Source organism: Sphingobium sp. BHU LFT2 (assembly GCF_018604485.1).
Taxonomy (GTDB): Bacteria; Pseudomonadota; Alphaproteobacteria; order Sphingomonadales; family Sphingomonadaceae; genus Sphingobium; species Sphingobium yanoikuyae_A.
Map to the genome: position 1 here is coordinate 475,962 of NZ_JAFCGW010000001.1, position 25,912 is coordinate 501,873.

Sequence of the window (25,912 nt, forward strand, 5' to 3'; positions counted from 1 at the left end):
GGAGGGGATGGTTTCAAATCAGGCGTCCACCGTCACCTGCGGCCGCAGCCCAAGCAGGTGGCAGATCGCATAGCTTAGTTCCGCCCGGTTGAGCGTATAGAAATGAAAGTCGCGCACGCCGCCCATATAGAGGTTGCGGCACAGTTCGGCCGCCAGCGTGGCGGAGACGAGCTGGCGCGCGGCGGGATGCTGGTCCAGCCCGTCGAACAGGCGGCCCATCCAGGCGGGGACATCGGTGTTGCACATCGCCGACATGCGCTGGACCGCGGCGAAATTGCTGACCGGCATGATGCCGGGAATGACGTCCGCATCGATGCCGGCGGCGGCGACCGTGTCGCGGAAGCGGAAGAAGGTGTCCGCTTCGAAGAAGAATTGGGTGATCGCACGGGTCGCACCGGCGTCGATCTTGCGCTTCAAATTGTCGATGTCGCTCTGCGCACTCAGCGCATCGGGATGGGTTTCGGGATAGGCGGCGACCGAAATCTCGAAATCATGGCGCTTGCGCAGCCCCTCGACCAGTTCGGCCGCGCCCTTGTAACCATCGGGGTGCGGCTGGAAGGCGGTGCCGGCTTCCGGCGGATCGCCGCGCAGCGCGACGATATGGCGCACGCCCGCTTCCCAATAGGCGTCGGCTACTTCGTCGATCTCGGCCTTGCTGGCGGCGACGCAGGTCAGGTGCGCGGCGGCGGCCAGCGGCGTTTCCTTCGCGATGCGGGCGACCGTATTATGGGTGCGCTCGCGGGTGGAGCCGCCCGCGCCATAGGTCACCGACACGAACTTTGGCGCCAGCGGCGTCAGCGTCTCGATCGCCGACCAGAGCTGCTCCTCCATCTTCTCCGTCTTGGGCGGGAAGAATTCAAAGCTCACATTGAGGTCGCCGGCCAGATCCGCATAGAGCGGCCCTTCGGCATTATGGCGGGCGCGGTCAGTCTGGGTCATGCGGAAATCCGTTCTTCGATGGGCAGGATGTCGGCGCCGCGCTGGCGCCCGAGCCATAATTGTACCGTCAGTTCCTGGCCGGGCAGCATGTCCACCCGCTCCAGTTCCAGGCCCGCCTGCGCGAACCAGCCTTCGATCTGCATGTCGGAAAAGCCCAGGCGCGCATGCTGGTCGCGGGTGCGCAGCTCCTCGCGTTCATGGGCGGCGAAATCGACGATCAGCACCCGGCCGCCGGGGCGCAGCACCTGCGCCGCCTGTGCGATCACCTGCTCGGGCGCCTGGGCATAATGCAGCACCTGATGCAGCAGCACCGTGTCGACGCTGGCGGGTTCGATCGGCAGCGCGGCGAAATCGCCGAGCAGCAGCGCATATTTGTCGCCCGCATCCTCGGGCAGCTTGGCGCGGGCGAGCCGCAACATATCGGGGCTGCGATCAAGCGCCGTCACCTGATCGGCGGCGGGGCCGAACAATTCGATAATCCGCCCGGTGCCGGTGCCGATGTCGAGCAGATGGCCGATCGCCTGCCCGTCCAGCATCGCGCGCATCGCCGCTTCCACATCGGCTTCGGCGACATGGAGCGAACGGATCGCATCCCATTCCTCGGCATGTTCGGCGAAATAGGCTTCGGCAGCGCGCGCGCGCTCGGCCCGCACGGCGGCAAGGCGCGCGAGGTCCGCGCTCTGCCAGGCGGCTTCGGCGGCCGACGGCTGCAACCGGTCGAACAGGGTGATGAAGGGCTGGACCGATGCCTTCTGGCCCAGCCGCAGGAAGACCCAATTGCCCTCCTTGCGCCGCTCGACCAGGCCGGATTCCACCAGGATGCGGATATGGCGCGACACGCGCGGCTGGCTCTGGTCGACCACCTGCGCCACTTCGCCCACGGCCAGTTCCATCGCCCGCAACAGGTGGACGATGCGCAGCCGCGTCGGGTCTCCAAGAGACCGGAAAATGTCGAGGGCGCCACTCATGCAGCAATCATATAAAGAAATCTTTATATGCGTCAATGGCCGTCCATTGCGGGCACTTCCGACAAAAACCGCGCCTTATCAGGCCCTCCCGCTCAGGAATGGGATTGCCTTGCTTCGCCCAAAGCATTACGAATCAGCGCGCAGGCGCAATGGGGGGTGAGCTTTTCTCCGAGAGTGGTCTGCATCTTTTTTTTCTCTGAGAGGGGTTTGCCCATGTCCAAGTCGATTGCTCTTTCGCTCGTTCTCGCCGCTTCGCTGGGTCTGGCTGCTTGCGGTGGCCACACCGCCGAAAACGCTGCCAACAACGCCGCCAACGCTGCTGAGAACGCTTCGAACGCTGCCGACAACGCCATGAACGCCGCGATGAACGCTGCCGACAACGCTGCGAACGCCGCTTCGAACGCGACCAACAACGTCGCCAACGCGATGTAATTTCCCTTTCGGGAAGAGTTTCTTGGAAAAGGGCCGCACCGGAAACGGGAGCGGCCCTTTTCTTATGCGCGAAAGGACCGGCGAGTGATCAAGCGACCTGCCCTGCTGCTCCTGCTGGCGCTGGGCGCCTGCAATTCCGGCCAGGATGATGGCGTCGGCGGCGTCAGCGCGGCCGAAGCCAGCGCGCTCAATGCCGCCGCGGCGAAGCTCGATGCGCGCGCTGGTGCCGCTTCGCCGCAGGAGGCCGGGCTCAACCCCGCCGCCGTCGCGGCCGCCCGCGCCGACCGGCGACAGGGCGCAGGCAACACTGCCCGATAACAAGAAGGCCGCCCCCTTCACGGGGACGGCCCTTCATGGTCATCAGATGAGGTGATGCTCAGCAGTTGCGGTCGATCGCGCGGCCAGCCAGCGCACCGACGCCCGCGCCGATGATGGCGCCCGTGGTGCCGTCACCGCGGCCATAGCGGCCGCTGCCCCGACCCACCTCGTTACCAAGCAGGCCACCGGCGATCGCACCGATGATGGTGCCGCCCGTGCCATTGTCCCGGCAGCGATAGCCGCCACGATAGCCGCGATAGTCATTGCGGTAATAATTGCCGCGATAACCACCGCGATAGCCACGGTCGCCGCGATAATAGTCGCCCCGATAACCGCGATAGCCACGGTCACCGCGATAGCCGCGATCACCCCGGTAATAGTCGCCGCGCTCATAGCCGCGGCCCCAGCCATCGCGCGCCATGGCGGGCGTCGCGGTGACGGCGAGGGAGGCAGCGCCCATGGCGAGCGCAGCACCCAGATTGATCAGATACTTCATCTTCATGGCATTGCTCCTCAGATTGCCATTTCCGCGGTGAACCGGACGGGCCGATCACCAGGATTAATGCCCTTATGACTGATTCGCGTTGAGTGGAGCCTGAATGGCGGTGACAGCCACCGTTAAGCTGGCAACGCTTCGCCACTCCCCTGCTGCGTCCCGCCGACATTTCCCCTATGGCAAAGCGCGATGCGTCGAATCCTGATCGTTCTCGCTCTTGCGATCCTGCTGCTGCCTGCTCCGCCGTCCACCAAGCCCGCCGCCGTGCGACCGGGCACCTTGCTGGTGACGGCGCGGGCCGTGCCGCTCGACAGCAGCGATCCCGATCGCCGCCGGGTCGGCACGCTCACCTATCTGGGCGGCTGGCAGCTTGGCAGCGACAATCCGGGCTTTGGCAGCATATCCTCGCTGCTGGTCGACGGACCGGGCCAGATATTGGCGCTGAGCGATGCCGGCGTGCTGATGGGCTTCCATGTCGGCCCCGGCCGCGCCAGTCGCCGCCCCTTCATCGCGCCGCTGCCGGTGCGGGCGCAGGACAGGGACCGGCCCTGGTGGTCCTGGGATTCGGAATCCATGACCCATGATCCGGCCAGCGACCGCTATTGGGTGGGGTTCGAGCTGCTCCAGGCGATCTGCCGCTATTCGCCCGGCTTCGCGCGGGTGGAGGCGTGCCGGACCTGGCCCGAAATCGTCGCCTGGCCCAAGACCGGATCGATCGAATCCTTCACCCGCCTGCCCGACGGCCGCTTCATCGCGATCGGCGAGATGGGCATGACCGCCGACGGCCATCATGACACCTTGCTCTGGTCGGGCGATCCGGCCGAGCATGACACGGCCGATCCGATCCATCTCCATTATGTCGCGCCGCAGGGCTATCGCCCGACCGACATGGTCGCGCTGGACGATCGCCATCTGCTGGTGCTGAACCGGCGCCTGACCCTGCAGGAACTGTTCACCGCGACGATCGCGATGATCGAGCTGCCGGCACATCCCGCCCCGAATACGGAACTGCGCGCCCGGACGCTGGCACGGTTGGCGCCGTCGCTGCTGGCCGACAATTTCGAAGGACTGGCGCTCAGCCGGGAACGGGGCCGGACGATCCTGTGGGTCGCCTCCGACGACAATCACGAATTCTTCCAGCGCACCTTGCTGCTGAAATTCCGATTGGATTGATCGGGGTCGGGGCGCGGACTGGTGCGGCGCATTCCCTGCCGCGCAGGGAATATCAAGAAACGCAAAAAAGCGGCCTGTTGCCAGGCCGCTTCTTATGCCGAAACGAATCGAAGCGAATCAGGCGGCTGCGGCTGCCTGCTTCTTGACGATGTCGCGCTTCAGGCGACGGGCCTTCAGCGACAGCTTGTCGTCGCTGGTCTTGACCAGCCAGTTGTCGAGGCCGCCATTATGCTCGACCGAGCGCAGACCATGGGTCGACACGCGCAGCTTGACGGTGGTTTCCAGCGTTTCGGAGATCAGCGACACGTTCTGCAGGTTCGGCAGGAACACGCGCTTGGTCTTGTTGTTGGCGTGGGAAACATTGTGACCCACCTGGCGACCCTTACCGGTCAGCTCGCAAATGCGCGACATAGTCAATCAACCTTTGAAATTCGGGTTCGTTCGGAAAGCGGCGCCGATAGCGGGATTCCCGCTCGCCGTCAACCTTCCGCTCGGTTCGTGGCACTATCGCAACCATTTCACCGGGCCCCGCGTTCATCCCCCTGTTCAACAGAGGAGAGTGCCATGCGTTTCATCGGCGGATTGCTGCTGATCGCGCTTATCGTCATCGGCGCCGGGATAGCAACCGGATTCATCGACCTGCAGAAGACTCAGGAGGGTCGCCTGCCCGAAGTCTCCGTAAAACAGGGCGCCCTGCCCAAATATGAGGCGAGCGTCGCCAAGGTGGAAGTGGGCAGCCGCAACGAAACGGTCGAGGTTCCGACCGTCGACGTGAAGAAACCCTGAGTCGATTCGCGGGTTTTTGATGCGCCTCCCGGCGCATGGACGGCACCAGCCCGCACCCCCACCCGGCCGCCCAACAGCCTATTCTGGAATGGGCGGCCGGGTGGGGGTGCGGGCTGGTGCGGCCCTCCCTCTCCGACTAAGGCGGGGTCATGACCTCGCCCTTTCCCTTGCCCGAACCCATGCGCCGCGCCTTTGCGCTGGCGCGGGAAGCCGAAGCGGCGGGCGAGGTGCCGATCGGCGCCGTTGTCACGCGCGATGGCATCATCGTCGGCGAGGGCGAGAATCGCAACCGCCGCGACAATGACCCCACCGCCCATGCCGAAATGGTCGCGATTCGCGCGGCCGCCACCCGGATTGGCGACTTCCGCCTGACCGGCTGCGACCTGTGGGTGACGCTGGAGCCGTGCCCGATGTGCGCGGGCGCGATTTCCCACGCGCGCGTCGCCCGGCTCTATTATGCGGTGTCCGACCCCAAGGGTGGCGCGGTCGAACAGGGACCGCGCCTCTTTGCCCAGCCGCAATGCCTGCACCGCCCCGAAATCTATGGCGGGCTGGCCGAGGCGGAGGGATCAGCGCTGCTGCGCGACTTTTTTGCCGCCCGGCGCTGAATAATCGATGCGGTAGAGCGTGTAGGGCAGCGTCATCGCCGTCTTGAGCGTCACCGGCTGCAACCAGGCGGGAATCGTGCCGCGCATCAGGTCCGCATAGAAGCCGCGCGGACTGCGCGACTGATAGATGGTCCCTTCGGGGAAATTGGGACAGACCAGCAAATAGGTCGCATGATGCTTCGCCGCGATCGGGCGGAAGGCGTCGGCCGGCCCGTCATAGGCATGATGCATGTCGAGGATCGTCGCGCCATTGCGATGATAGGGACCGGCCACCGCGCTATGATGCGTCGTGGCGATGATGCGCGGTCCCAGATCGACCATGGTGAAGATGGTCGCCGGCGGCAGCTGGTCCAGCACCTCCAGCGCCGGCAGGGTGCGACAGCGGCCATTGGCCTTCTTGATCGCGTCGGTGCGGGCGATGGCGGACGGGCGCCAGGGCTTGGGCTTGGTGCCGGTCGCCTGCTGCCACAGCGTAATCACCTGCGGATAGAGCGGATAGGCACAGGCAATGGCGCCGACCAGCAGTGCGCCGATCCCGGCCAGGATGCGCACCCGGCGCGATCCGGTGAAGATCGCCGTCACCAGCCGCCATCCGGCCCAGGCAGCGGGCGGGATCGCCAGCAATTGCGCCGCCGGCCCGGCGCGCAGCTGCCAGAAGAGCAGAGCGGTCGAGAAAAGCATCATCAGGCCGATCGTCGCGAACGCCCAGAGCCGGTCACTGTCGCGCCGCAATTCCCATAGCGCCCAGAGCAGACCAAGAAGGCCCACCGCCGGCAGCGCCATCAGCGGCACGACCAGGCTCTGCGCCTGCGCGGTGATCGGCTTGGCTTCCCGGATATTGGCGAGCCAGAGCTGCTGCAGTTCGGGTGAGATCTGATAGGGGCTCAGGCATTGCGGCCAGTTCAGGAAGAAGAACAGGCCCACCGCCCCGCCGACGATCATACCGGCGATCAGCCGCTGCCACCAGAGCCGCAGCGGCAGGCGGCCGAGCAGCACCATGCCCGCGCCGGCCGCGCCGAACACCGCGACCCAGATGGGCGAGATGGCATCGCACACCATATGGCGATTGTCGTAGCTGGCGAAGAGGACGTAGCAGAGCGAGGTCGCCCCCGCGAGGCTGAGGCCATAGGGCAGCATCCGCCGCCCAGCGCCATCGCGGAACACCCAGCGCAACGCCACCAGCGCGCCGCCGGCGGCGAGATAGACGATCATCTCCATGCCGATCGCCACCGACAGGGCGCTCGACACGCCGGCCACCACGCCGCCGCGCAGCCAGTTGCGGTCAATGAGGCCCGCCATCATCGTCAGCGCCAGCGCCAGCTGCCAGCCATGATGGTCGATCCGCATCGGCGCGAACATGCCCAGGCCCATCTGCGCGGCGAGCGGCGCCAGCACCGCGAACAGCCAGGCCCAGCGCGCACCGACCGCGTCGCCCGCCAGCCGGCGTGCGATCGATCCCAGACTCAGCATCAGCAGGAACAGCGGCAGCAGCGGCGCGATTGCGCAGGCCAGCCGGTCGGCCAGATCCTGTTCGACAAAGGCGCGGAAGAACAGCATCAACCCAGCGAGCGGGATGTCGACCAGCCGCGACCAGTGGATATTGGCGCCGCCCGGCGGATCCAGCCGATATTGGCGCAGATCATACCAGCCCTGCCCGGCCAGCCAGTCCTTCACCTGGACGAAGCGGATATTGTCGTCCGTGTCGCTGAGCGTCAGCCAGTGGATGGCGGGCCAGCGGTCGACCAGCATGCCGACCAGGATCGCGATCCAGATCAGGAAGGTCAGCCACTTCCAGTGGCGATCGGCATAGGCGGTGAGGATCGCGAACCAATGGGACGCGCGGGCGCGAAAAGCAGGCCAGCTTTGCAAATTCATGGCCGGTGGATTAGACGCTCCACACCAAAGCGCAACGGGGCTCCATGAAAATCATCGACCGACTGTCGCCGGCCCATCAGGCCCTGTTCTGGCAGATATTGCGCTATGGCATCAGCGGCCTGTTCATCACCGCCTGCCAGGCGGCGATCTACTGGACGCTGGCGGCGCCGGTGGGCCTCCATCCGCAGGTCGCCAACGGCATCGGTTATCTCTGCGCGGTGGCGATCGGCTATGTGCTGCACAATGCCTTCACCTTTCGCGGCCATGGCAGCCAGTCGGGCCATGCCGCGCGCGGCTTCCGCTTCGTCGCCGTCTCGCTGGTCAGCTATGCGCTCAACGCCCTGTGGGTCTATCTGTGCGTCACCCATATGCGCTGGCCCGAATGGTCGCCGATCCCGGCAATGATCTTCCTCACCCCCGCCGTGGTCTTCGGCCTCAACCGGCAATGGGTGTTCCGCTAAGGCAAATCCCCCGATTCCTCAGATCGCCAGCGCCCGGTTCGGCATGGCGCGCAACCGGCCGACGTCGCGCTGGGGGGGCGCGCCGAACAGACGGCGATATTCGCGGCTGAACTGGGACGGACTGTCATAGCCGACCTGATAGCCGGCCTCGGCCGCGTCGATCCGCTCCGCCAGCATCATCTGCCGCGCCTGCTGGAGCCGCAGCTGCTTTTGATATTGCAGCGGCGTCATCGCCGTCGCCCGGCGAAAATGATCATGGAAGCTCGACAGGCTCATGCCGGCAAGATCGGCCAGCACCGGGCCGCTGAACGGCTCGCGATAATGGGCCTTCAGCCAGCGGATCGCGCGCGCAATCTGGCCGGTGCGGCTGTCACCATTCGCAATCGCGCGCAGCAGCCCGCCGCTCGGTCCCATCATCAGCCGCAGCAGCAATTCCCGCTCGACCAAGGGCGCCAGCAGCGCGGCGCTGTCCGGCTGGCCGAGCAGGCTGGTGAGCCGGCTCGCCGCGTCCAGCAGTTCGGGCGTGATTGGATGGAGCGAGAGCGCCCGCCCCTCCTCCACCGCCGCAGCAGCCGGCAGGGCCAGCGCCATGTCGGACAGCATCGCCGGGTCGAGATAGAGGCAGAAGCAGAGATAGGGGCTGTCCGCATCCGCCTGCGTCACCGTGCCGGTGATCGGCAGGTCGAGCGAGGCGACCAGATAGCTGGCCGGGCCATAGGCTATGACCGCGTCGCCCATCATCACCTGCTTGGCACCCTGCGCGATGATGCAGAGCGCCGGGCGCTGGAGCATATGCACCGGTTCGCCCGGCTGCGACCAGCGCACCAGCGTCAGGCGCGGGATCAGCGTGTCGCATATACCGTCCGCGTCCATATGGCGGGCGATCTGCTCGCCCAGATGCTCATGGCTCATCCACACCGCCTTCCAGGAATTTCAGGCAATCGAAATAGGTCATAAACCCGCCAATGGCCACAACCGATCATTCATTCGGAATATCGTGCAATCATGGCGCAGGACCATTCTACCGCTCCGGGGGCAATCGGGCGCATTCCTGCTCCATCGGATCGGATGTCGATCCGCCCCAAGGATGGAGCTTCAATCATGGCTATCGAGAACAAGGTCATCGCGATCACCGGCGCCAGCAGCGGCATTGGCGAGGGCACGGCGCGGCTGCTGGCGGCACGCGGCGCGAAGCTGATGCTGGGCGCCCGCCGCACCGACCGGCTGGCCGCGCTCGCCGACGAACTCAATGCTGCCGGCGGCCAGGTCGCTTTCCGCGCGCTCGACGTCACCGACCGCGCCGATGTCGAGGGGTTCATTGCCGCGACGCAGGCCGAATTTGGCCGCATCGACGTGCTGGTCAGCAATGCCGGGCTGATGCCGCTGTCGCGCTTCGACAGTTTGAAGGTCGACGAATGGGACCGGATGATCGACGTCAACATCCGCGGCGTGCTGCACGGCATCGCCGCCGCCCTGCCCCGCTTCAAGGCCCAGGGCAGCGGCCATTTCGTCAATATCTCGTCGATCGGCGGCTATCGCGTCTGGCCAACCTGCGGCGTCTATTCGGCGACCAAATATGCGGTGCGCGCCATTTCCGACGGGCTGCGGATGGAGCATGACGATATCCGCGTGACCATCGTGTCGCCCGGCGTGGTCGAATCCGAACTGGCCCATACCATCACCGAAGCGGGCGCCGCCGCCGCGATGGAGGATTTCCGCGCCATCGCCCTGACCCCCGACGCGATCGCCCGCGCCATCGCCTATGCGGTGGAGCAGCCCGACGATGTCGATGTGAACGAATTGATCGTCCGTCCGGTACGGACGATGGACTGAGGAAGAGACCATTTGAGAAATGGCGGTACCAGCCCGCTCCCCCGCCCAACCACCCGACAGGATGACACTGGATCGGGTGGTTGGGCGGGGGAGCGGGCTGGTACCGTACCGAAAAATCGCTCTTTCGCGATTTTTCCAAACAGAGTCCGGGATCGGTTCAGGCCATCCCGCACCAAACGGCCGGCCGCCCCTGCACGGGCGGCCGGCGCCGTTTCGTCAGTGGACGAAACGCGCGACGACGTCGCGGTAGGAACGGCTGACCTTCACCTGGGCGCCGGATTCCAGCACCAGGAAGCATTCGCCGTTGGTATGGGGCTTCACCTGACGCACCTGGCTCAGGTTGACGATGGTCGAACGATGGACGCGCTGGAAATTACGCGGATCAAGCCGCTTTTCCAGATCCTTCATCGTCTCGCGCAGGATCAGCGAGTTGTCGGCGGTATAAATGCACATATAGTCGCCCGCCGCGTCGATCCGCTCGATCGAATCCACGTCGACGCGGAAAATCTGCCCGCGATCCTTGATGTTGATCAGCTTTTCGAAGCGGTTCGACGCCGGCGCATCCTCGTCGCCATTGGCAAAGTCGTGCATCGCGTCGGGCGCCACTTCGGCCAGCACCTCGCGCAGCTTTTCCGCTTCCTGCACCTGTTTCTTCTCGGACAGGCGCAGGCGCACCCGGTCGAGCGCATCAGCCAGGCGACCTTCGTCCACCGGCTTCATCAGATAATCGACGGCCTGTGCCTCGAAGGCGCGGATCGCATGGTCGCTATAGGCGGTGACGAAGATGAACAGCGGTGGTTCGACCTCCATCATCCCCTGGACGACGGAGAAGCCGTCAAAGCCGGGCATCTGGATATCGAGGAACACAAGGTCGGGTTTATGCGTCTTGATGGCACGGATGGCTTCGCGGCCATTGGTGCAGGTCTCGATGATTTCGACATCCTCATGCGCTTGCAGACGGAGCTTAAGGCCTTGGATAGCCAGGCTTTCGTCGTCGACGAGGATTGTTCTGATGGTCATGCGGCCACTTTCGATGTTTCATCCATGTTAAGCGGAATTTCGATGATGACCGAAAATCCGCTTTGCGTGGAACGCGTTTCGAACCGCTGTCGTTCCCCGAAGGCCTGAATTAACCGGTCCCGGATGTTCGGCAGGCCGACGCCCGTCCCCTCGCTGACCGGAATGTGTGGCTTCATTGCGCCATCGTTCAATCCCGGCCCGCTGTCCGACACGACGATCCGGACATTTTCACCGGCAGGTTGCGCCGAGACCGAGATTTCCGCCCCTTCCTCCTTGGGCGTGACCGCATATTTGATCGCATTTTCCACCAGCGGCTGCAGCAGCAGCGACGGCAGGCGTGCATGAGCGACCGAGGGATGGACGTCGAAGGACGGGCGCAGCCGGTCCTCGAAGCGCATTTTCTCGATCTCCAGATAGAGTTTCAGCGTCTCGATCTCCTGCTCGATCGTCACCTGCGCGGTCGGCTCGTTGATAAGCGTATAGCGCAGGAAGGAGGACAGGCGCGACAGCATCGCATTGGCGCGCGTCGTTTCCTTGAGCAGCACCAGGGTCGAGATGGAATTGAGCGTGTTGAACAGGAAATGCGGATTGAGCTGATAGCGCAGCATGGCGAGTTGCGCGCTCGACGCCTGATTCTCCAGATGCAGCAGCTGGTCCGCCTGCTCCTCCACCGTCAGGTAGAAGTTGATCGCATAGTAAAGCGCCGACCAGGCCCCCAGCAGCGTCATCGACAGGTAGAAGGCGCCCAGAAACAGCTGCAACCCGGCGGTTTCGCTGCCCTTGTTCTGGGTCGAAAAGACCCAGGCATCGATGAAGGCGACCATCGCGGCGGCGGCGACCACGGTGACGATCGACGCGCCCCAGGTGAGGATCGGCCGCTGTTTCTGCAGGAAGCGGAAGGCGACCGCGATCAGCAAGGTCGCCGAATAGCCGGTGACGGTGGAGATCAGCACCGGGATCAGGCTGGAGAGCGGCTGACCATTGGCGATGGTGGACGACCCACGCAGCAGGAAGGCCCCGGCCCAGCCAAGCGACTGGAGGTTCCAGAAAGCGCGATTCTTGTCCGCGAAAAAGGGTTTGGGCTGCAGGGGATGGACTGACATTGCCGACAGCCTAGGCGATTTCAGCGCCATGGTGAAGCCGCCCCGTCGTCCGGTATCAGGCCGCCGCAGCCGGCTCTTGCGCCATCGGGGTCACTTCGTCGCGGCACAGCCAGACCAGGTCGCTCAGTTCCAGCGTGCGGCCGTCATGCGCCTGGATCGCGATCGCGCGGATCGGCAGGCCATCACGCTTGTCCGCCAGCACTTGGCAGAAGGGCGGCGCGCTGCCCCATTTCTCGCCCCACTGGCGCAGCGCAATCATCGCCGGGGCCAGTTCCTGCCCCTTTTCGGTCAGCCGATATTCGACCTTGCGCCGGTCGCACTGCATCGGCTGGCGCAGCATGATGCCATTTTCGACGAGCCGCGCGAGGCGGTTGGCCAGGATATTGCGGGCGATGCCCAGCGTCGACTGGAACTCCTCGAAATGGCGAATGCCCGACAGGGCGCCCCGCAGGATCAGGAAGGACCAGCGCTCACCCATCGCCTCCAGCGCGGCGGGAAGGGCGCATTGTTCCAGGTCCTGGGCAAGATTATGTTTCATGATGTCGATCTAATAGCGCAAAGCGGCAACCGTTGCAAAAGTTGCACAAAGGCAACCCAAATCACACAGATCGGGATTTTTTTGTTGCGCTGCAAGGCGCTTCCCACACAATCGGGAAACGATGCTACGTCAATATGAACTTGTCGAACGGGTAAAGCGCTACGATCCGGATGCGGATGAAGCGATGATCAACCGCGCCTATGTCTTCTCCGTCCAGAAGCATGGCAGCCAGAAGCGCGCCAGCGGTGACCCCTATTTCAGCCATCCGATCGAGGTCGCGGGTATCCTGACCGACTTCTATCTGGACGACCAGACGATCGTGACGGCGCTGCTGCACGACACGATCGAGGATACGCTGGTCACCTATGACGAGATCGAGGAGGCGTTCGGCAAGGATGTCGCCCGCATGGTCGATGGCGTGACCAAGCTCTCCAAGATCGAGGCCATGTCCGAAAATGAGCGGGCGGCCGAAAATCTGCGCAAGTTCCTGCTCGCCATGTCGGATGATATCCGCGTGCTGCTGGTGAAGCTGGCCGACCGGCTGCACAATATGCGCACGCTGCACTTCATCAAGAATGAACAGAAGCGCCGCCGCATCGCCAAGGAGACGATGGACATCTATGCCCCGCTGGCGGAGCGGATCGGCATGTATGACTTCATGCGCGAGATGCAGCTTCTCTCGTTCCGCGTGCTGGAACCCGAAGCCTATGACAGCATCACCAAGCGGCTGGAGCAGTTGAAGGAAGGCGGCCATGACAAGGTCGACCGGATCGGCGCCGAACTGCAATTGCTGCTGGGCGGCCATAATCTGTCCGTCACCGTGTCGGGCCGCGAAAAACATCCCTATTCCATCTGGAAGAAGATGCAGGAACGGCACATCAGCTTTGAACAGCTGACCGACGTCATGGCCTTCCGCGTCATCACGGAAACGACCGAGGATTGCTATCGCGCGCTCGGCGTGATCCACCAGACCTTCAAGATGGTGCCGGGCCGGTTCAAGGATTATATCTCCACCCCCAAGCGCAACGGCTATCGCTCGCTGCACACCACGGTCATCCATCAGGAAAATGCCCGTATCGAGGTGCAGATCCGCAGCCGCGACATGCATAATGACGCCGAACTCGGCCTCGCGGCGCACTGGGCCTACAAGCAGAAGGGCGACGCCACCGACCAGAATGCGGCCTGGCTGCGCGACCTGGTCGAGATCCTGGAACAGAGCCAGGATGCCGACGAGCTGCTCGAACACACCCGCATGGCGATGTACCAGGATCGCATTTTCGCCTTCTCGCCCAAGGGGGAGCTGCACCAGCTGCCCAAGGGGTCGACCCCGGTCGATTTCGCCTATGCCGTCCACACCTCGCTCGGCAACCAGACAGTGGGGGCGAAGGTGAATGGCCGGGTGGTGCCGCTGCGCACCAGTCTCGAAAATGGCGATCAGGTCGAAATCCTGAAATCGGCCGGCCAGGAACCCCAGCCCGGCTGGCTCAGCTTTGCCATCACCGGCAAGGCGCGCGCCGCCATCCGCCGCTTCATCCGCCAGAAGCAGCGCGGCGAGGAAGTGGCGCTGGGCGAAAAACTCTATGAGGAAATCATCGGCCGCTTCTCGCCCGAACTGGCGAGCGAGCTGGGCGACAAGGCGCTCAATGCCGCGCTCAAGCGGCTGAAGCTGGAGGATCGTGCCTCGCTGATGGTGGCGATCGCCACCCATCGCCTGCTCGATTCCGAAGTGATGGAGGCGCTGATCCCCGGCTCCACCAGCGGCGAGGAACTGGTGGAAGCCCATCCGCGCCAGCATGCCCCGGTCTCGATCCGCGGCCTGACGCCGGGCATCGCCTACAAGCTGAGCGAATGCTGCCACCCGGTGCCGGGCGACCGCATCGTTGGCATCCGCCGCACCGGCGAGCCGATCGAGGTCCACACCATCGACTGCCGCACGCTGGAGGCGGGCCAGGACGACGACTGGGTCGACCTCAGCTGGGACAGCAAGTCCAAGGGCGGCACCGCCCGGCTGCAAGTCATCGTCAAGAACCAGCCCGGCGCGCTCGCCGCGGTCGCCAATGTCTTCGGCGCGACCAAGGCGAACATCCTCAACCTGCAACTGGTCAACCGCGAAGGCCCCTTCCACACCGACATCATCGACCTGGAAGTGGCCGACGCCCAGCATCTGAGCCGCATCGTCTCCGCGCTGCGCGCCCTCGACACGGTGGTGCAGGCGGACCGGGTCTAGGACCATCCTCGCTTCGGCGGTGGCACCTATCGCCACCGCTGAAGCAGGCCATCGATCAGGCGGCCGCCTCGACCCGCATCCGCAGGCCCAGCGCCGGCAGCAGCTTCAACATGCTGCCCAGCGTCGGATTCCCTTCGGGGCCGAGCATCCGATAAAGTTGCTGGCGCTTCATGCCCGTTGCCTTCGCCAGTTCGGTCATGCCGTGCGCGCGCGCCACGATCCCTATGGCCTGGGTGATGACATGCACGTCACCGGTGGCGAACGCATCGGCGAGCAGTTCCGCCTGATCCTCCGCTTGCGTCAGCGCCTCAGCCGCATCGAAGCGGGTCAATTCGATCGTCATATCAGCCTCCTTGGCCGGGTCGATGAGGGACAGCTCAATCGATCCGGGCCGCCATATCCTTTGCCCTAGCGATGTCCCGCGGCTGGCTCGACTTGTCGCCACCAACCAGCAGGACGATCAGCCGATCCCCGCGCCGCACGAAATAGAGGCGATAGCCCGGACCGAAATCGACACGCGCCTCCAGCACACCATCGCCCACCGACTTCACATCGCCCAGCAATCCCAGTTCGAAGCGGGCAATCCGCGCGGCAATCTTCGACCGCGCCCGGCGATCGCGAAGCGCGGCGAACCATTCTGCAAAGATCGGCGTTTGCAGCACTTCCATGCCGACAACATATATGTGACACGCCGATACTTATCAAGCCATCGTCGGCCGCACCCGCCGTCCTGCCAGCGTTTATCCGTTGCGTTCCATGCCCAAAATCTGTAGGGGCGCCCCAGCAGACCCGTGGCTGATGCCATTGGTCTTCCGTCCGAGACAGTTGGTGAAGGGAATTTGCCCTTCTTAATCTCCAGCCTAGACGGGGAAAAGTTCTTTACCGGACGGGCCACGCGCCCGATTCGGGTCTGCCTGATTTCCTTTTCGAGGATATGGGCCAGTCGACCTCTCCCCTTCGGACTTAACTGCCCCATGGCTTGCCATGGGTTTTAGCCGTTCGCGTGGCGCAAGCGACGCGAACATGAAGTGGAGAATGGCATGGATCGTAATCAGAAATCTGAGGTCGTCTCCGCGCTGAACGCTCAGCTGGCAGAAGTTGGCGTGGTCGTCGTGACCCGCAACCTCGGCATGACCGTCGCCCAGTCGACCGTCCTGCGCCAGAAGATGCGCGACGCCGGTGCGTCCTACAAGGTTACGAAGAACCGCCTCGTCAAGATCGCCCTCGAAGGCACCGACTATACCGGCATCAGCGACCTGCTGACCGGCCCCGTCGGCCTCGCCTCGTCGGTCGATCCGGTTGCAGCCGCCAAGGTTGCAGTCGATTTCGCGAAGACCAACGACAAGCTTGAGATCGTTGGCGGCGCGATGGGCGAAGTGCTGCTCGATGCGGAGGGCGTCAAGGCCCTGGCATCGATGCCGTCGCTGGATGAACTGCGTGCGAAGCTGGTCGGCCTTCTGGTCGCCCCGGCTACCAAGCTCGCAACCGTCACCCAGGCACCGGCTGCGCAGCTTGCGCGCGTCTTCAACGCCTATGCGGAGAAGGAAGCGGCCTGAGCCGCCCCTCATCCTCATTAACTTTTGAACCTCATTTGTTCGGGGCGATCGCCCCTTAGAAGGAATTGAAAAATGGCAGACATCAACGCTCTGGTCGATCAGCTCTCGGCCCTCACCGTCCTCGAAGCCGCTGAGCTGTCGAAGGCTCTGGAAGAAAAGTGGGGCGTTTCGGCCGCCGCTGCTGTCGCTGTGGCCGCTCCGGCTGCCGGCGGCGCCGCTCCGGCTGCTGAAGAGCAGACCGAATTCGACGTGATCCTGACCGGCGACGGTGGCAAGAAGATCAACGTCATCAAGGAAGTCCGCGCCATCACCGGCCTGGGCCTGACCGAAGCCAAGGCTCTGGTCGAAGGCGCCCCGAAGGCTGTCAAGGAAGGCGCCAGCAAGGACGAAGCCGAAAAGCTGAAGAAGCAGCTGGAAGAAGCCGGCGCGACCGTCGAGCTGAAGTAAGCTGTTGCGGCCTTGCTTCGGCAAGGCCAGGCTTTCCGGTTGCAACCGGAGAAATTAGGGGTGGTGCCTTCGGGCGCCGCCCCTTTTTCTTTGTCCGATCAAGCGGATTGATTTCCGCGCCATATTTGCCTCTATTCCCGCCCACAGAATGGAATGGAGGATGCGGGCGATGCGGCGGACCACTATCATCGGGCTGGGCGCCCTGTTGCTCGGCACCGGCACCCTTGGCACGGCGCCGCTCGCCGCCCGTTCCCCCACGCCCCAGCCGCAGATGGTTCAGACCGAAGCGGGAATCGTCCATGGCGCGCTCGACGCCGGGGTGGAAAGCTGGAAGGGCATTCCCTTCGCCGCGCCGCCGGTCGGTGACCTGCGCTGGCGCATGCCCCAGCCCTCGGCCCGCTGGCAGGGCGTGCGCGAAGCCACCGCCTATCGCAACGACTGCATGCAGCTCCCCTTCCCCAGCGACGCCGCGCCGCTCGGCACCCCGCCGGCCGAGGACTGCCTCTACGCCAATGTCTGGAAGCCCACCGGCGCCACCGCCAAGCTGCCGGTCCTGTTCTGGATCTATGGCGGCGGCTTCGTGAATGGCGGATCGTCGCCGCCCACCTATTCGGGCGCGGCGCTGGCGAAGCAGGGGCTGATGGTGGTCAGCTTCAACTATCGGCTCGGCCGTTTCGGCACCTTCGCTCACCCCGCCCTTGCCGCCGCGAACGAGGACAAGGGCCTCGCCGGCAATTACGGCCTGATGGATCAGGTCGCGGCGCTGCAATGGGTGAAGCGCAACATCGCCCGCTTCGGCGGCGATCCCGCCAACATCACCATCATCGGCGAAAGCGCGGGCGGCATGTCGGTCCATGCCCTGCTGACCTCGCCTTTGTCGCAGGGCCTGTTCCAGCGCGCGGTCATCATGTCGGGCGGCGATGGCCAGATGATGGGGCCAAAGGATGGCAGCGCCGCGACCATCGGCGAAGCCTTCGCCGCGACCAAGGGGATCAAGGGCAGCGATGCCGCCGCGCTCAAGGGGCTGCGCGCCCTCCCCGCCGACCAGGTGATCGACGGCCTCAACCTGGAAGGCATGTTCAAGGGCCAGCTCGGCCCCTACAGCCCGCCCTTCCCCGACGGGAAGATCGCGGTCAATCCCGCCGCAGCCTATGCGGCCGGCAATTTCGCCCATGTGCCGGTGATGGTCGGCGCGACCGGCGCCGATATTGGCGGGCCGACCGGCTTCATGGTCGGCGGCGCCCGCACCGTCGCCGCCACGCTCGCGGCGGCCAAGCTGCCGGTCTATGCCTATCGCTTCGACTATGTTGCCACTTCGGTGGGCAAGCCCGGCGCGGGCCATGCCACCGACATCCCCTATTTCTTTGACACCCAGGCGATCAAATATGGCGCCGCGACCACGCCACGCGACAATGATATGGGCCGCACCATCAGCGCCTATATCGTCAATTTCGCGCGCAGCGGCGATCCGAACGGCACCGGCCTTGCCGCCTGGCCGCGCTATGACGCGAGCGAGGACCGGATCATGCTCTTCAACCCCGACGGCAAGGCCGCAGCACAGAAGGATCCCCTACCGCCGGTCACGCCCTGACAGGGGCATGGCCGGTCAGTAGTTCCACTGCACCTGGGTGCGGATCAGATTGCCTTCTGCCCGGCCGGTGCGGCGTTCGTCGGCTTCGGCGCGCTTCATCCGGGCATAGGCGAAGGTGAATTCCAGCGCCTTCCACGGCTGCCATTCGATGCCCAGTTCGAACTCGTCGGTTTCCAGCCGCGGCGCGTTGGTGCCGGCCTTCCACCCGCCGCGATAATGCTGCCAGCGGGCATAGGGCATCAGCGCGCCGATCGTCTCGGTCGGCAGGCGATACATCATCTGGACATAGCCGCCGCTCAGATTCTTGGTCTCGATCGACTGGCTGTCCAGGTCATATTCCGGTCCCTTGCCCCAATTCCATTCGGCCTGGATGCCGAAGGGCTGGGGATAGAGAATGGCGTGCAGGCCGACGCGATCATCGTCATAGGCAATCGTGCTGACGCCGCCGCTGCGCAGTTCGGGCTGCACATCGTTCATCATCGCCGATCCGCCGATTTCCAGCACCTGCCCCTCAAAGGCACCGCCCAGCCCGTCCAGTTCGAACGGCCAGGTCGCAAAGGCGACCTTCATCAGCCCGCGATTCTGCTCGGTCCGGTTGGTGCCCTGCCCGTTGAAGACGCCAAGGCCAAAGGCGCCATAATTGCCGAACAGCTTCTGCCCGTCATGCCCCAGCCGATCCCAGATCTGCTGCACCGATGTCGGCGTATAATAGCCGACAATGCCCAGATCGCGCTCGCTCGGCACCGCGCTGTTGATCGCGTCGCTGCGATCCAGCGTCAGCCGGTTGGACGAGGACTGCATATTTTCCCAGCCGAACGGCACTTTCGACTGGCCAAAGCGCAGGCGCCAATTCTTGCCCTTGTCGAGGAAGACGTCGGCATAGGCATCGCGCAGTTGGACGAAGCCCTCGCGCCGCTCGCTGCCCGCCTGATTGTTCACCGCCGACGCGAAATCGGACTGGAGATAGAGCGACACCCGGTCCGACACATCGCCCTGCAGCACCAACCGCGCCCGGCGCAGCGAAAAGCCGCCGCGATCCGAAATCGAACTGTCATGAGGAGAACGCAAACGGGACTCGCCGGCCGGCGCCGTGTCGTCGCCTGACAGGAAGCCATTATAGCGCATCTGGGTATAACCGCGCAGCGACAGCTTCTCATACCAGGCCTTGGACTTGGGCGCCTCCGCCGACACCGGGACGACCGCCGGCGCGGCCGGCGCAGCGGCAAGGGCGACGGGCGCAGCAGGCGCTGAAGCGGCGTCCACCGCGGGCGCTGGCGCGGCCGCCACCGGCGACGCGCTCTTGTTGGCTGCCAGTGCGGCGGTCAGCGCCTGCACCTGCGCCTTGAGTTCGTCGATCTGGCGCTGCAAGGCCGCATTATCCTGCGCCTGTGCCGGCGTGGAGATCATCAGCGTCGCCAGCGCGGTGCCGGCGGCCAGTCGCAATCGGAGCGTCATTCCTGTCCATTCCCCTGTTTCGGGGACGCCAGTATGAATCTTATGTTACATCGCAGCGTCTTTCAGATGTCGGTTTTGTGACATCGGCAAAAGCGCCGATCGCGGTTGGCGGCGGCGCCCCATCGGGCTGGAGCAGATTTCGATCCGGCTGTGCCGGATCAGCTGCTCCATATTTTTGATTTCCCGCCTTTTCCGAGTCATCAGGTGATTCCACCTGATTGGAAAACGCTTTAAGCCCGTTCCTGCATGTTCGCCGTCCCGCCCCGCCTGCGCGTCCTGTCGCGCCGCGCCGCCCTGATCGCCGGGTCCAGCCTCGCCCTCGCGCTCGGCAGCTGTTCCGACGAAGGCAGCGGCCCGGTGGTGGTCAGCGTCATCGGCAGCCGCACCGAACTTGCCAAGCCCTTGCAGAACCTGCCCAATCCGGCTGCCAAGCTGATCCTGGAGGCCACCGCCCAGGGGCTGGTCGCCTTCGATGCCGGCGGCGACATCTTGCCGGCCCTCGCCCAGCGCTGGGTCGTGGAGGATGATGGGCGCAGCTATATTTTCCGCCTGCGCCGCGCCTTCTGGGCCAATGGCGCCCGCGTCACCGCGCCCGATGTCGCCCGCATGCTGATGGCGCGGATCGAGATGCTGCGCCAGCTCGACCCCGACGGGCCGCTCGACGCGGTGCAGGCGGTCGTGCCGATGACCGGCGAGGTGATCGAGATTCGCATGGCCGCCGCCCGCCCCTATGTGCTGCAGATGCTGGCCCAGCCGCAAATGGCGGTGCTGTCGCGCGACGGCGGCACCGGCCCCTATCGCAGCGTCTGGCGCAGCGGCGCGGCGATGCTCGCCCCGGTCGATCGCCTCAGCGGCGACGATGCCGACAGCGATGAGGAAGAAGCCGGCGTCCCCGCCTGGCAGACCCGCGTGCTGCGCGCCGAGCGTGCGTCGCTCGCCATCATCCGCTTCCGCGAGAAACAGTCGGCGCTGGTGCTGGGCGGCCGCTATGCCGACCTGCCCCTGCTGGTGCCCGCCGGCATCGATCGCGACGCGGTGCGGATGGACCCGGTGCAGGGGCTGCTGGGCCTGGCCGTCACCGGCAAGGGCGATCTGCTCGACGATGACGGCGTGCGCGCCGCGATCAACATGGCGGTCGATCGCAACCAACTACTCCAGATGTTCCCGCTGGGCGGCTGGGCGATCAGCGAGCAGTTGCTGCCCGGTCAGCTCGACCTGCCGGTGGCGCCGCCCACGCCCGCCTGGGTCGGGCAGGCGATGGATGATCGCCGCGCACAGGGCCGCGCCATCATCGACCGCTGGCGCAATACCCATGGCGATCCGCCGCCGCTGCGCATCGCCCTGCCAGCCGGCCCCGGCTCGACCCTGTTGTTCGGCCTGCTGGCGCGCGATCTGGGCGCCATCGGCCTTGCCGCAGAGCGGGTCGACCTGGCCGACAAGGCGGACCTGTCCCTGATCGACGAGGTCGCCGCCTATGACAGCGCGCTCTGGTATCTCGGCCGCATCGGCTGTGCCCGCAAGATTCACTGCAGCCCGGAGGGCGAAGCCGCGCTGCAGGCCGCCAGCCTCGCCAGCACGGCGGAGGAACGCGCCGCCCGCGTCGCCCAGGCAGTGGGCCTGATTCAGGGCCATGATGGCTATATCCCGCTCGGCGCACCGATCCGCTGGTCGCTGGTGTCGAAACGGCTCAGCGGCTTTCTGCCCTCGCCGCGTGGCCGCCACCCATTGAACCATCTCTTCCGCAGCACCAATTAAGGGTCTGCGCCCTTTTTGCCGCGCCGGACGTTATCCGGCAGCACGGGGCTTTGGAGAGTGATGGAATGCCCGTTTCGGCCAAGCAGTTCGATGACCTTGTTCGTGACATGCCCGGTTTCGGCCGCGACCCCGCTTCGATCCGTCGCCGGATCGAGATGATGGAGGCCGTGCTGGAGGGGCTGTTCGTCATCCCCGGCACCAAGCGCCGGGTCGGCATGGACAGCCTGATCGGCCTCGTCCCCGTCGTGGGCGACATCGCGACCGCCGCCATGGGCGCCTGGATCGTGTGGGAAGCCCGCAATCTCGGCCTGTCGAAATGGCAGCTCACCCGCATGGCCGCCAATGTCGGCGTCGACACGCTGGTCGGCGCCATCCCCTTTGCCGGCGATATCTTCGACTTTCTCTACAAGTCGAACACGAAGAATCTGCGCATCATCCGCAAGCATCTCGATCGCCACCATCCCTCGACGGTGACGATCGACGGCTGACATGCACCATCGTTGATCCTCCCCTGCCAGGGGAGGGGGCCCGGCAAAGCCGGTGGAGGGGTGTCCCGCTCTCGATGGAGCGCTGCCTCTCCGCCTGCCCCGCGATCATTGCCCTTTCCACGCGGGAAAGGGCGCCTGGGTCTCAGCCCCTCGGCTCGATCCGCAACTGCGCCCGGTCGCGCACACCACCCTGCTGCGGCGGGCAGGTCATGTAGCGATATTTGCGGTCCATGCAGATCCACACTTCGCTCAGCGCGCCGTCGCGGCTGACGTTCAGGCGGATGCCATCGGCGACCATGCCCTTGTTCTGTGCCGCGAACGCCTTGGCGAAATCCTGTGCCGACAGGGTCGGCCGCTGTGCCAGTGCATCCATGTCGGGGAAACGCACCGCCTGATAGAGCTTGCGCGACAGGGCAAAGAATTTGGTCGGCGTGGTCGGCATGCAGGTGCCATGCTTGACCCACTCATGCTGGATCAGCTGCACCGAAGGCGTCGAACAGAGATGCTCGCGGATCACCTTGCGCGGCAGCGGTGCGGCCGGCTTGCAATATTGCGGCCATTCCTTGCCATAGCCGTCGGGCCACAGGCCATGCAGGGTGAAACCGAAATCATTGCCCGACCCGCACTGGAAGGCATCGCGGGCGCCGCCGCGCGACGTCTTGCAATATTGCGGGCTCCAGCTGACGGCCAGCGTGTAATAGCCGATCGGCAGCACCCGCTTGGGCTCGTCGGCGCTCGGCCCTTCCACCTGCGGGCGGGCGATGATCTCGGGCAGGCGGCACTGATTGGCCTGGGCATGGGCGATGCCGGGCAGCAGCAGGGCGATCAGGGGCAGCAGATATTTACGCATGGGAAAAATCCAGTCCGATGTCGGCGGCAGGGGCAGATTGGGTGAGGCGACCGACGCTGATATAGGTGACGCCGGTGTCCGCCTTGGCGCGGATTGTCTCCAGCGTGACGCCGCCAGATGCTTCGGTCGGCACCCGTCCGCCGACCAGGGTGACGGCGCCGCGCAAGGTCGGCGCATCCATATTGTCGAGCAGCAAATGGGTGGCCCCCGCCGCCAGCGCCGGCTCGATCTGGTCGACCCGGTCGACCTCGACGATGATATTCGCGATGCCGGCGGCGACCGCACGGCGCGTGGCTTCCTCTACCGACCCGGCGACCGCGACATGATTGTCCTTGATCATCGCCGCATCCCACAGGCCCATGCGATGATTGGTCGCGCCGCCCATGCGGGTGGCATATTTCTCCAGCCGGCGCAGGCCGGGGATCGTCTTGCGCGTATCCAGCAAAGTCGCGCCCGTGCCCAGGATCGCGTCGACATAGGCGCGCGTCATGGTGGCGATGCCGGTCAGATGCTGCACCGTGTTGAGCGCCGATCGCTCCGCCGTCAGCAGCGCGCGGGCCTTGCCCCGGATGCGCATGATGTCGGTCCCCGCCGCCACGCGGTCGCCATCCTGGTGCAGCAGCTCGATCTCGACATCGGGATCGAGCGCCCGGAAGAAGGCGACCGCGATCGGCAGGCCGGCCAGCGTCACCGCGTCGCGGCTGTCCATCACCCCGTCGAAGATCGCATCGGCCGGGATCACCGCCTCGCTGGTGACGTCGCGGCCGTCCGGCCCCAGATCCTCGGCCAGCGTCGAAGCGACAAAGGCGTCGAGGTCGAACCCCTCCAGCGTGAAAGCCGTGCTCACTTCTTCTTCTCCACCAGTTCGCGGGTCAGGAAGGCGTGCAGCAGCGCCGCGCGCACCGCATCCTCGGCATGGTCGGCGCCGACCGAATGGCCGCCCTCGCGATATTCATGATAATAGACGCTGCTGCCGGTCGCCTTCAGCTTCGCTGCCATCTTGCGCGCATGGCCCGGATGCACCCGGTCATCCTTGGTCGACAGGTAGAAGAAGGCGGGCGGATACTGCACCCCGGTCTTCACATTCTGATAGGGCGACCATTTGGACATGAACGCCCAGTCCGACGGCACATCGGGATCGCCATATTCCGCCACCCACGAGGCGCCAGCCGACAGATGTGAATAGCGCTTCATATCCTCCAGCGGCGATCCCGCGATCACCGCGCCATACAGGTCGGGCCGCTGGGTCATCGCCGCGCCCACCAGCACGCCGCCATTGGAGCGGCCGGAAATGCCGATATCGCCCTTGGTCGACACGCCGGTCTTGACCAGATCCTCGGCCACCGCCGCCAGATCGTCGAACGCATTCTGGCGCTTCTCGCGCAGCGCATCCTGATGCCAGGCCGGGCCATATTCGCCGCCGCCGCGGATATTGGCGAGGACATAGGCATTGCCATCCTCGACCCAGAACAGGCCCAGCGGCCCGGCGCGATAGGGTTCGGTGGTGAGGTAGGTCGGCGTCTGCGCCGCGCGGAACCCGCCATAGGCATGGATGAACGCCGGCACCGGCCCCGTCACGCCCTTCTTGCGCGCCAGGAAATAGGGCACCTTCGTCCCGTCCTTCGACGTGGCGAAGCGCTGCTCCACCACGAACTGGCTGGCGTCGAAGCGCGCGGGCAATTGCTGGATCGTTTGCGCGGCTCCCTGCGCCCCCGCCACCATCAGACTGGGCGGCGTCAGCATCCCCTCGACCGAGGCAAACACCCGGTCGCCCTTGTCGTCGGCGCCGACCAGATGGACCGTCGCCTTTTCGGCCAGCGGCACCGAACGGCTGGTCCAGCGGCCGGTGGCGGCATCGCGGGTCATCGCCAGCAGCGCACCCGAGACATTGTCGAGCTGCTTCACCCACAGGATATTGTCGGTAGTGCGCACTTCCTCGACCACGGTGGTCGCGGTCGGCTTCAGCACGACCTGCGGCGCGCCCGCCTTGCCCGCCGCCACATCGGCGATCGGCCAGGACACCAGCGAGCCGGTCGGAATATCACCCAGCGGCTTGTTCAGCAGCACGATCATCTGCCCGTCGATCAGGCCGCGGAAGTCGGCCGTGTCGGGCACCGGCGTGCGGATCAGCTGGCCGTTCGCACCCTCGACATAGAGGTCGTTGGTGTAGAAGGTCAGCGCCCGGTCGATGAAGACCCAGCGCTTGTCCCCATCCTGCTCGACACGCGGCCGCACCGAAATGTCGCTGTCCACGCCTTCCTTGACCAAGGTCGCCGACGACAGCGGCGTGCCCCGCTTCCAGCGCTTGACGATGCGCGGATAGCCCGACGCGGTCAGCGATCCCGCGCCATAGTCGGTGCCGACCAGCAGCGTGTCCTTGTCGGCCCAGGCGACGTCGCTCTTGGCTTCGGGCAGGGTAAAGCCGCCCTCGACGAACTTGCCGGTGGCGAGGTCATATTCGCGCACGACATCGGCATCGGTGCCGCCGGCGCTCAGCGAGATCAGGCAGCGGCTGTAATCGGGCGCCAGGCAATCGGCGCCATGCCAGACCCAGCTCTTGCCCTCCGCCTTGCCCAGCGCATCGACGTCGATGATCGTCGTCCAGTTGGGCTTGCCGGCGAGATAGGACGCCAGGTCGCTCGAGCGCCACAGGCCGCGGGGGTTCTTCGCGTCGCGCCACAAATTGGTGACCCGGTCGCCCATCACCTTGTCCGGCACCGCAATCTGGCTTTCATCGTCCAGGATCGCGCGCGCCCGCGCCCGGTCCGCCTCGAACCGCGGGCTGGCACGCAGCAGCTTTTCCGTCTCGCCATTCCACTGCTCGACCTGCGCGATCGCCTTGGCGCCCTCGATATCCTCCAGCCAGAGATAGGGATCGTCGCCCGTGGCGGGCGCGGCGGCGATCAGGGCAGGAGCGGAAGCGATGGCGATCGCCATCAGGGCGGAACGGAGCGTCAGCTTATATCTCATGGCCCGATGCGATAGGCGATGAT

At 65.3% G+C, this 25,912-nt stretch carries 28 protein-coding genes; 13 read left to right on the top strand and 15 right to left on the bottom strand.

What is annotated here, in order from left to right; genetic code table 11:
* Nucleotides 1-18 precede the first annotated feature (18 nt).
* On the bottom strand, nt 19-939 hold the full coding sequence (gene metF, locus JQK15_RS02320) for a methylenetetrahydrofolate reductase (RefSeq protein ID WP_214863181.1): 921 nt from the start codon (nt 937-939) through the stop codon (nt 19-21).
* Nucleotides 936-1,907, bottom strand: coding sequence for an ArsR/SmtB family transcription factor (locus JQK15_RS02325; RefSeq protein ID WP_214863184.1), 972 nt, complete (start codon nt 1,905-1,907; stop codon nt 936-938). Before JQK15_RS02325 ends, metF begins: the two co-directional genes overlap by 4 nt.
* A 213-nt stretch (nt 1,908-2,120) precedes the next feature.
* Between JQK15_RS02325 and JQK15_RS02330 the strand changes: the two genes are divergently transcribed.
* Together JQK15_RS02330 and JQK15_RS02335 are read left to right on the top strand one after the other, a co-directional pair.
* Nucleotides 2,121-2,339: a hypothetical protein gene (locus JQK15_RS02330; protein ID WP_004210488.1), complete on the top strand. Its 219-nt coding sequence runs from the start codon at nt 2,121-2,123 to the stop codon at nt 2,337-2,339.
* Between the two features lie 84 nt (nt 2,340-2,423).
* Nucleotides 2,424-2,657, top strand: coding sequence for a hypothetical protein (locus JQK15_RS02335; protein ID WP_214863186.1), 234 nt, complete (start codon nt 2,424-2,426; stop codon nt 2,655-2,657).
* 58 nt (nt 2,658-2,715) lie between these two features.
* Here JQK15_RS02335 and JQK15_RS02340 read toward each other — a convergent pair whose 3' ends face one another.
* A complete protein-coding gene (locus JQK15_RS02340) occupies nt 2,716-3,159 on the bottom strand; it encodes a DEAD/DEAH box helicase family protein (protein ID WP_010336747.1) in 444 nt (147 codons plus the stop codon).
* 183 nt (nt 3,160-3,342) lie between these two features.
* Here JQK15_RS02340 and JQK15_RS02345 point away from each other — a divergent pair, with 183 nt between their 5' ends.
* Nucleotides 3,343-4,326 (top strand): esterase-like activity of phytase family protein, encoded by a 984-nt coding sequence (locus tag JQK15_RS02345; RefSeq protein ID WP_214863188.1) that lies wholly within the window; start codon nt 3,343-3,345, stop codon nt 4,324-4,326.
* Nucleotides 4,327-4,443: 117 nt separating this feature from the next.
* Here the strand turns inward: JQK15_RS02345 and rpmB are convergent, their stop codons facing one another.
* Entirely contained in the window at nt 4,444-4,737 is a 294-nt protein-coding gene (gene rpmB / locus JQK15_RS02350) for a 50S ribosomal protein L28 (protein WP_004210484.1), read from the bottom strand.
* A gap of 153 nt (nt 4,738-4,890) precedes the next feature.
* Here rpmB and JQK15_RS02355 point away from each other — a divergent pair, with 153 nt between their 5' ends.
* Together JQK15_RS02355 and JQK15_RS02360 are read left to right on the top strand one after the other, a co-directional pair.
* On the top strand, nt 4,891-5,112 hold the full coding sequence (locus JQK15_RS02355) for a hypothetical protein (protein WP_004210483.1): 222 nt from the start codon (nt 4,891-4,893) through the stop codon (nt 5,110-5,112).
* A 149-nt stretch (nt 5,113-5,261) separates the two neighbouring features.
* On the top strand, nt 5,262-5,720 hold the full coding sequence (locus JQK15_RS02360; protein ID WP_214863190.1) for a nucleoside deaminase: 459 nt from the start codon (nt 5,262-5,264) through the stop codon (nt 5,718-5,720).
* Here JQK15_RS02360 and JQK15_RS02365 read toward each other — a convergent pair.
* Entirely contained in the window at nt 5,682-7,595 is a 1,914-nt protein-coding gene (locus JQK15_RS02365) for a hypothetical protein (protein ID WP_214863191.1), read from the bottom strand. The two genes, JQK15_RS02360 and JQK15_RS02365, sit on opposite strands and share 39 nt — an antisense overlap.
* Before the next feature lie 44 nt (nt 7,596-7,639).
* Between JQK15_RS02365 and JQK15_RS02370 the strand changes: the two genes are divergently transcribed.
* The gene (locus tag JQK15_RS02370; protein ID WP_004210480.1) at nt 7,640-8,056 is read left to right on the top strand and encodes a GtrA family protein; all 417 of its coding nucleotides are present in this window, start codon (nt 7,640-7,642) and stop codon (nt 8,054-8,056) included.
* An 18-nt stretch (nt 8,057-8,074) separates the two neighbouring features.
* Here JQK15_RS02370 and JQK15_RS02375 read toward each other — a convergent pair whose 3' ends face one another.
* Nucleotides 8,075-8,968, bottom strand: coding sequence for an AraC family transcriptional regulator (locus tag JQK15_RS02375; RefSeq protein WP_214863192.1), 894 nt, complete (start codon nt 8,966-8,968; stop codon nt 8,075-8,077).
* A 189-nt stretch (nt 8,969-9,157) separates the two neighbouring features.
* Between JQK15_RS02375 and JQK15_RS02380 the strand changes: the two genes are divergently transcribed.
* Nucleotides 9,158-9,889 carry an SDR family oxidoreductase gene (locus JQK15_RS02380; RefSeq protein ID WP_214863193.1) on the top strand — a complete coding sequence of 244 codons (732 nt, stop codon included), beginning with the start codon at nt 9,158-9,160 and terminating at the stop codon, nt 9,887-9,889.
* Nucleotides 9,890-10,105: 216 nt separating this feature from the next.
* On the opposite strand, the gene JQK15_RS02385 is transcribed toward JQK15_RS02380, so the two are convergent.
* Genes JQK15_RS02385 through JQK15_RS02395 form a run of 3 tightly spaced genes read right to left on the bottom strand, consistent with a single transcriptional unit; the run spans nt 10,106 to nt 12,550 of the window.
* Nucleotides 10,106-10,909, bottom strand: coding sequence for a LytR/AlgR family response regulator transcription factor (locus JQK15_RS02385; protein ID WP_004210477.1), 804 nt, complete (start codon nt 10,907-10,909; stop codon nt 10,106-10,108).
* On the bottom strand, nt 10,906-12,012 hold the full coding sequence (locus tag JQK15_RS02390; RefSeq protein WP_004210476.1) for a sensor histidine kinase: 1,107 nt from the start codon (nt 12,010-12,012) through the stop codon (nt 10,906-10,908). Before JQK15_RS02390 ends, JQK15_RS02385 begins: the two co-directional genes overlap by 4 nt.
* A 55-nt stretch (nt 12,013-12,067) precedes the next feature.
* Nucleotides 12,068-12,550: a winged helix-turn-helix transcriptional regulator gene (locus JQK15_RS02395; RefSeq protein WP_214863194.1), complete on the bottom strand. Its 483-nt coding sequence runs from the start codon at nt 12,548-12,550 to the stop codon at nt 12,068-12,070.
* Between the two features lie 121 nt (nt 12,551-12,671).
* Between JQK15_RS02395 and JQK15_RS02400 the strand changes: the two genes are divergently transcribed.
* Nucleotides 12,672-14,777 carry a RelA/SpoT family protein gene (locus JQK15_RS02400; RefSeq protein WP_169859819.1) on the top strand — a complete coding sequence of 702 codons (2,106 nt, stop codon included), beginning with the start codon at nt 12,672-12,674 and terminating at the stop codon, nt 14,775-14,777.
* A 55-nt stretch (nt 14,778-14,832) separates the two neighbouring features.
* On the opposite strand, the gene JQK15_RS02405 is transcribed toward JQK15_RS02400, so the two are convergent.
* Both JQK15_RS02405 and JQK15_RS02410 read right to left on the bottom strand, forming a co-directional pair.
* Nucleotides 14,833-15,120 carry an addiction module antidote protein gene (locus JQK15_RS02405; protein WP_214863196.1) on the bottom strand — a complete coding sequence of 96 codons (288 nt, stop codon included), beginning with the start codon at nt 15,118-15,120 and terminating at the stop codon, nt 14,833-14,835.
* 34 nt (nt 15,121-15,154) lie between these two features.
* A complete protein-coding gene (locus JQK15_RS02410) occupies nt 15,155-15,445 on the bottom strand; it encodes a type II toxin-antitoxin system RelE/ParE family toxin (RefSeq protein ID WP_214863199.1) in 291 nt (96 codons plus the stop codon).
* Between the two features lie 372 nt (nt 15,446-15,817).
* Between JQK15_RS02410 and rplJ the strand changes: the two genes are divergently transcribed.
* The 3 genes from rplJ (at nt 15,818) to JQK15_RS02425 (ending at nt 18,371) form a co-directional block, all read left to right on the top strand.
* On the top strand, nt 15,818-16,333 hold the full coding sequence (rplJ, locus tag JQK15_RS02415) for a 50S ribosomal protein L10 (protein ID WP_037506115.1): 516 nt from the start codon (nt 15,818-15,820) through the stop codon (nt 16,331-16,333).
* A 72-nt stretch (nt 16,334-16,405) separates the two neighbouring features.
* On the top strand, nt 16,406-16,780 hold the full coding sequence (gene rplL, locus JQK15_RS02420) for a 50S ribosomal protein L7/L12 (RefSeq protein ID WP_004210471.1): 375 nt from the start codon (nt 16,406-16,408) through the stop codon (nt 16,778-16,780).
* 169 nt (nt 16,781-16,949) lie between these two features.
* Complete coding sequence (locus tag JQK15_RS02425) at nt 16,950-18,371, top strand: carboxylesterase/lipase family protein (RefSeq protein ID WP_214863201.1); 1,422 nt, start codon at nt 16,950-16,952, stop codon at nt 18,369-18,371.
* A 15-nt stretch (nt 18,372-18,386) separates the two neighbouring features.
* Here the strand turns inward: JQK15_RS02425 and JQK15_RS02430 are convergent, their stop codons facing one another.
* Complete coding sequence (locus tag JQK15_RS02430) at nt 18,387-19,826, bottom strand: porin (protein ID WP_214863203.1); 1,440 nt, start codon at nt 19,824-19,826, stop codon at nt 18,387-18,389.
* A 246-nt stretch (nt 19,827-20,072) separates the two neighbouring features.
* On the opposite strand from JQK15_RS02430, the gene JQK15_RS02435 reads away from it, so the two are divergent.
* On the top strand, nt 20,073-21,581 hold the full coding sequence (locus tag JQK15_RS02435) for an ABC transporter substrate-binding protein (RefSeq protein ID WP_214863205.1): 1,509 nt from the start codon (nt 20,073-20,075) through the stop codon (nt 21,579-21,581).
* 65 nt (nt 21,582-21,646) lie between these two features.
* On the top strand, nt 21,647-22,069 hold the full coding sequence (locus JQK15_RS02440; protein WP_010336734.1) for a DUF4112 domain-containing protein: 423 nt from the start codon (nt 21,647-21,649) through the stop codon (nt 22,067-22,069).
* Nucleotides 22,070-22,211: 142 nt separating this feature from the next.
* Here the strand turns inward: JQK15_RS02440 and JQK15_RS02445 are convergent, their stop codons facing one another.
* The 3 genes from JQK15_RS02445 to JQK15_RS02455 are packed head-to-tail and all read right to left on the bottom strand — an operon-like array spanning nt 22,212 to nt 25,889.
* On the bottom strand, nt 22,212-22,919 hold the full coding sequence (locus JQK15_RS02445) for a ribonuclease T2 family protein (protein ID WP_214863207.1): 708 nt from the start codon (nt 22,917-22,919) through the stop codon (nt 22,212-22,214).
* On the bottom strand, nt 22,912-23,766 hold the full coding sequence (gene nadC / locus JQK15_RS02450) for a carboxylating nicotinate-nucleotide diphosphorylase (protein WP_214863209.1): 855 nt from the start codon (nt 23,764-23,766) through the stop codon (nt 22,912-22,914). The genes JQK15_RS02445 and nadC overlap by 8 nt, the downstream gene beginning before the upstream one ends.
* Entirely contained in the window at nt 23,763-25,889 is a 2,127-nt protein-coding gene (locus JQK15_RS02455; RefSeq protein ID WP_214863211.1) for a prolyl oligopeptidase family serine peptidase, read from the bottom strand. Before JQK15_RS02455 ends, nadC begins: the two co-directional genes overlap by 4 nt.
* Nucleotides 25,890-25,912 lie beyond the last annotated feature (23 nt).